The sequence below is a fragment of the Psychromicrobium xiongbiense genome, from assembly GCF_030271165.1.
GTDB lineage: Bacteria > Actinomycetota > Actinomycetes > Actinomycetales > Micrococcaceae > Renibacterium > Renibacterium xiongbiense.
On record NZ_JASSZH010000013.1, the window covers coordinates 1 to 4803 of the forward strand.

The 4803-nt window shown below is 64.7% G+C and carries 6 protein-coding genes; 2 read left to right on the forward strand and 4 right to left on the reverse strand.

Annotated elements, in window-relative coordinates; genetic code table 11:
* Positions 1-138: 138 nt before the first annotated feature.
* Entirely contained in the window at positions 139-774 is a 636-nt protein-coding gene (locus QQM37_RS05365) for a uracil-DNA glycosylase family protein (protein ID WP_285725559.1), read from the forward strand.
* A 45-nt stretch (positions 775-819) separates the two neighbouring features.
* Here the strand turns inward: QQM37_RS05365 and QQM37_RS05370 are convergent, their stop codons facing one another.
* The 4 genes from QQM37_RS05370 to QQM37_RS05385 form a co-directional block, all read right to left on the reverse strand.
* Entirely contained in the window at positions 820-1443 is a 624-nt protein-coding gene (locus QQM37_RS05370) for a thymidine kinase (RefSeq protein ID WP_285725554.1), read from the reverse strand.
* A gap of 59 nt (positions 1444-1502) precedes the next feature.
* Positions 1503-1928 carry a DUF3151 domain-containing protein gene (locus tag QQM37_RS05375; protein ID WP_285725555.1) on the reverse strand — a complete coding sequence of 142 codons (426 nt, stop codon included), beginning with the start codon at positions 1926-1928 and terminating at the stop codon, positions 1503-1505.
* An 85-nt stretch (positions 1929-2013) separates the two neighbouring features.
* Positions 2014-3033 (reverse strand): class II fructose-bisphosphate aldolase, encoded by a 1020-nt coding sequence (gene fbaA / locus QQM37_RS05380; RefSeq protein ID WP_285725556.1) that lies wholly within the window; start codon positions 3031-3033, stop codon positions 2014-2016.
* 193 nt (positions 3034-3226) lie between these two features.
* Positions 3227-3829, reverse strand: a complete 603-nt coding sequence (locus QQM37_RS05385) for a TrmH family RNA methyltransferase (RefSeq protein ID WP_285725560.1) — start codon at positions 3827-3829, stop codon at positions 3227-3229.
* Between the two features lie 131 nt (positions 3830-3960).
* Between QQM37_RS05385 and QQM37_RS05390 the strand changes: the two genes are divergently transcribed.
* Positions 3961-4767 (forward strand): HAD-IIA family hydrolase, encoded by an 807-nt coding sequence (locus tag QQM37_RS05390; protein ID WP_285725557.1) that lies wholly within the window; start codon positions 3961-3963, stop codon positions 4765-4767.
* The last annotated feature ends 36 nt before the right edge of the window (positions 4768-4803 follow it).

The following is a 4803-nucleotide window of genomic DNA, read 5'->3' on the forward strand; positions in this document are numbered from 1 at the left end:
CACATCCGGACCTCGGGGGTCCGGTAGACTTGACTTCCCCTCAATTCACACCCCACCTCACGCACCGTGACCAGTGTGCAGCGGCATGCCCGCCTGCGCTCCGCGGTGCGGCGCACCACCAAGGAGATCCCGGCCCGCATGCACGATCTGGCGATGGAAACACCTCAAGAGCACCTCTGGAACCAACGGTTCGAACCCCACATCGTCGAGGTCACGCGGCTGTGCGATTCGCTCAAGGAGCACAAGCCGGGCAGCGAGGTGCTCTACGTTGACCCCGCGCATCGGGCCGAGGAATGCCGCATCGTGAGTCTGTTCTCGCATACCCGTCAGAACACAGGCTCCGGTTTCATCACCCCGGGCGACAGCGAGGCTGTGACCCGGATGCTCGGTATGCAGTGGCAGCTGGGCCTGCCGCCCGAATTCCTCATGCCCTGGAACGTCTACCCGTGGATCGAGGCAGACGCTGATCCGGGCAAACTGACTCCGGTCGAGATCAGCCAGGGCCTCAAGCCGCTGATGAGGCTGATGGCGCTGCTGCCCCGGACCTCCGTCATCGTCGCTCACGGCAGCGAGGCACATCGCCTGGCGGATCAGTTCATGAAGAATGCACCGTGGTCGCTGATGCGCCGGGGCTTCAAGACCTTCAAGGTGCAGTCGCTCGGCGGCCGGGCCTTTGCCGGGTCCCCGGTTCGCCAGCAGGAGAACCTGGACAAGATTCACACGGCCTACGCCGAGGGCATGGCCCGGACCGGGATCACCCGCAAGGCATCGTAGCGGCAGCGCTGGGACCCAGTGCCCGGCGCAGAACGGCGGGAAGCCTCAGCCGAGCCTGCCGCCGGAGGCTTCGAGATAGCAGATGCCGCAGACCGACTCGTACCAGACGCCAGCGCCATCGATGACGACCTGACCGCCATCGAACACCACGTCCTCGCCGACCCTGCGGGTGTTGAACACCGCCTTGCGCCCGCACCGGCAGATGGTCTTGAGTTCCTCGAGCGTGTGTGCAATCTCCAGCAGACGCATCGCGCCCGGCATCGCCCGGGTCCGGAAATCACTGCGAATACCATAGGCGAGCACCGGCACGCCGTCCTGCACGGCAATCCGGAAGAGGTCATCCACCTGGGAAGGCTCCAGGAACTGCGCCTCGTCCACCAGCAGGCAGGCGACGGGCTGCATGTCCACGTGGTCCAGCAGCGCTTCCGGGTCGTCACCCAGCGCCTGCCCCGCAAACAGCTGGCGGGCGTCGGCCCCGGCGGGAATCAGCAGATCTGCTTCCCGGCTCACCCCCAGCCGGGAGACGATCAGAGAGCCGCCCTTGGTGTCGATCTGCGGCTTAGCCAGCAGCACGCGTTGGCCGCGCTCTTCATAGTTATAGGCCACCTGGAGCAGCGCCGTGGATTTGCCGGAATTCATCGCGCCGTAGCGGAAATACAGTTTTGCCATGGTGCTTCCGGATCAGGAGCGCTTCGCGGAGAATCCCCGCGAGGGCGCTGTCTCTGCTGCTACTTCTTCGCTTCGATGGCGGCCTGAGCCGCAGCATCGGATTCGTTGAGGAACACTCGCACGCGCTCAGCTTCCTCGGTCTCGCCGATTGCCCCGGCGGCCCGGCCCAGCGCATATAACGCCCGCAGGAAGCCCTGATTCGGCTCGTGTTCCCAGGGGATGGGACCAGCGCCCCGCCACCCGTTGCGGCGCAAGGCGTCCAGGCCGCGGTGGTAGCCGGTCCGGGCAAAGGCGTAGGACTCGATGGTGCGGCCCTGGGCAAAGGCTTCGTCGGCCAGAATGGCCCAGGGAGCGGACGATGCCGGGTGGCTGGCTGCCACGTCTCCCGCGCGCTCGCCCGCGGCAAGCCGGGTGGAGACGTCCGGTTCCTCCGGCAGCAGGGTCGGGGCCGGGCCCAGGAGGTTTGTGCGGAATTCATCAGACATGGCTGCTCCTCGGTGGATCCTCAGTGGTGGCGCCCGTGGTGCTGCGGGGCTGCCTCAGCAGCCCCGCAGCAGGAATCTGTGCTGGTTACAGGCTCTTGCCGGCGGAACCGAGCTCCTGAGCGGCCAGCACCAGGCGGGCGGCGAGTCCGGCTTCGGCGGAAGCACCCCAGACGCGCGGGTCGTAGGCCTTCTTCACGCCGACCTCGCCATCGACCTTCAGCACACCGTCGTAGTTGCTGAACATGTGGCCAGCCACCGGGCGGGTGTAGGCGTACTGGGTGTCCGTGTCGATGTTCATCTTGATCACACCGAAGGACACGGCATCCGCGATTTCCTGCGGGGTGGAGCCGGAGCCACCGTGGAAGACCAGGTCGAAGGGGCGGTCCTTGCCGATCGCGGCGCCCACCTCGTCCTGGATCGTCTTGAGCAGTTCGGGGCGCAGCTTCACACCACCGGGCTTGTACACGCCGTGCACATTACCGAAGGTCAGCGCCGTGATGTAGCGGCCGTTCTCACCGGATCCCAGGGCGTTGATGGTGGCCAGGGCGTCCTCAACGGTGGTGTAGAGCTTCTCGTTGATCTCGTTCTCCACACCATCTTCCTCACCACCGACGGTGCCGATCTCGACCTCGAGAATGATGTGCGCGGCAGCGGTACGGTCCAGCAGCTCGCGACCGATCGCCAGATTGTCTGCCAGCGTCTCGTGCGAGCCGTCCCACATATGGGAGTTGAAGATCGGGTTACGACCTGCCTTCACCTCAGCCTCCGAGGCGGCCAGCAGCGGCAGCACGAAGTCGTCCAGCTTGTCCTTCGGGCAGTGATCGGTGTGCAGGGCAACGTTGATCGGGTAGTTCTTGGCGACCTCACGCGCGAAGGCCGCGAAACCGAGCGAGCCTGCCACCATGTCCTTGGTCCTGGCACCGGACCAGTAGGCCGCACCACCGGTGGAGACCTGGACGATGCCGTCTGAACCGGCATCGGCGAATCCCTGCAGTGCCGCGTTGAGAGTCTGGGAAGAGGTGACATTGACCGCCGGGTAGGCGAATCCACCAGCCTTGGCACGGTCGATCATCTCGGCGTACTGATCCGGGGTAGCGATGGGCATACGAACTCCTTGAGGGTCTCAGCACGTCTCAGTGCTGGATTCTGTGTTGCTTCCAGTGACTTCCTACGCCGCACAGACGACGGCCGCCAGTGACGAAACCATCCTAATGCGCAGGGCTCAGGCGAGAGCAACAAAGGGGTGGATTTCGCTGTCACAGTGCGGAAGGGACACAGTGCGGAAGGCTCGGCTCTGCTCAGACTTTCTGGGCGAAAACGTGGCGGCGGATCCAGGCATGCATGGCGATGGCTGCGGCCGCTGAGGCATTGATCGAGCGGGTGGAGCCGAACTGTGCGATGGACAGCGTGGCCTGGGCGGCCTGATGGACGTCCGGCGTGAGCCCCGGCCCTTCCTGCCCGAAGACCAGGACGCAGCGCTCGGGAAGATCGTAGGTCTCCAGCGGCACGGAATCAGGGAAGTTGTCGATGCCGATGACGGCCAGCCCCTCCCCCTGCGCCCAGGCGACGAACTCTTCCACCGTGGGGTGATGACGCACGTGCTGGTACCTGTCGGTGACCATCGCACCCCGACGGTTCCAGCGTCGTCGGCCGATGATGTGTACCTCTTTGGCCAGAAAGGCATTAGCGCAGCGCACCACCGAGCCGATGTTCAGATCGTGCTGCCAGTTCTCGATCGCCACATGGAACTCATTCCGCCGCGCATCGAGCGCCGCCACAATCGCCTCGTGCTTCCAGTAGCGGAACTCGTCCACCACGTTCCGCCGGTCGCCAGCGGCCAGCAGCTCCGGATCATAGTGCTCGCCGGTGGGCCATTCCCCCTCCCAGGGGCCCAGGCCCACGGTCTCGGCCGGTGCGTCGGCAGACTCGGGCTGATCGGCGGCATCGCGCGCTCCGGCATCGTCGGGAGTCGTCAGTGGTGTATTGCTCACAGAATCACCCTACTGGGCGTTCCGGGTGAGAAACTGGTGGTATGACTACCCACTCACCGCGCAGGCTTGAAGACATCGAATGCTGGCTCACCGACATGGATGGCGTCCTGGTTCATGAGAATCAGGCGGTGCCCGGTGCTGCTGAGTTGATTGAGCGCTGGGTGGATACCTCGCGCCGTTTTCTGGTGCTGACCAACAATTCCATCTATACCCCGCGGGATCTCTGCGCCCGGCTCAAGGCCTCCGGTCTGGAGGTTCCGGAAGAGAACATCTGGACGTCCGCGCTGGCGACGGCCAAGTTCCTGGCATCCCAGGTGCGGCATCGCCCGGAGGCCGGACGGGCCTTTGTGATCGGCGAGGCCGGGCTGACAACGGCACTGCATGAGGTGGGTTTTGTGCTCACCGATCAGGATCCCGATTATGTGGTGCTCGGTGAGACGCGCAGTTACTCCTTTGAGGCGATCACCAAGGCGATCCGGCTGATCGGCGATGGCGCCCGGTTCATTGCCACGAACCCGGACGCGACAGGTCCCTCCAAAGAAGGGCCACTGCCCGCCACCGGGGCGATCGCAGCGCTGATCACCAAGGCCACCAACCGCGAACCGTACATTGTGGGCAAGCCCAACCCGATGATGTTCCGTTCCGCGATGAACCAGATTGAGGCTCATTCGGAGACCACCGCGATGATCGGCGACCGAATGGACACGGACATCATTGCCGGTATGGAAGCGGGCCTGCACACTGTCCTGGTGCTGACCGGGATCACCGCGACCACCGATGTGGAGACCTATCCCTTCCGTCCGGATCAGATCCTGGATTCGGTGGCGGACCTGATCCCCAGCATCTAGGTTTTCCCCTCGGTGAGTGTCGGGGGGGGTGGTTTT

Excerpts from the sequence above, each read along its gene's own strand:
- QQM37_RS05365 (WP_285725559.1), top strand. The coding sequence starts at position 139 with ATGCACGATCTGGCGATGGAAACACCTCAAGAGCACCTCTGGAACCAA.
- QQM37_RS05370 (WP_285725554.1), bottom strand. The coding sequence starts at position 1,443 with ATGGCAAAACTGTATTTCCGCTACGGCGCGATGAATTCCGGCAAATCC.
- QQM37_RS05375 (WP_285725555.1), bottom strand. The coding sequence starts at position 1,928 with ATGTCTGATGAATTCCGCACAAACCTCCTGGGCCCGGCCCCGACCCTG.
- fbaA (WP_285725556.1), bottom strand. The coding sequence starts at position 3,033 with ATGCCCATCGCTACCCCGGATCAGTACGCCGAGATGATCGACCGTGCC.
- QQM37_RS05390 (WP_285725557.1), top strand. The coding sequence starts at position 3,961 with ATGACTACCCACTCACCGCGCAGGCTTGAAGACATCGAATGCTGGCTC.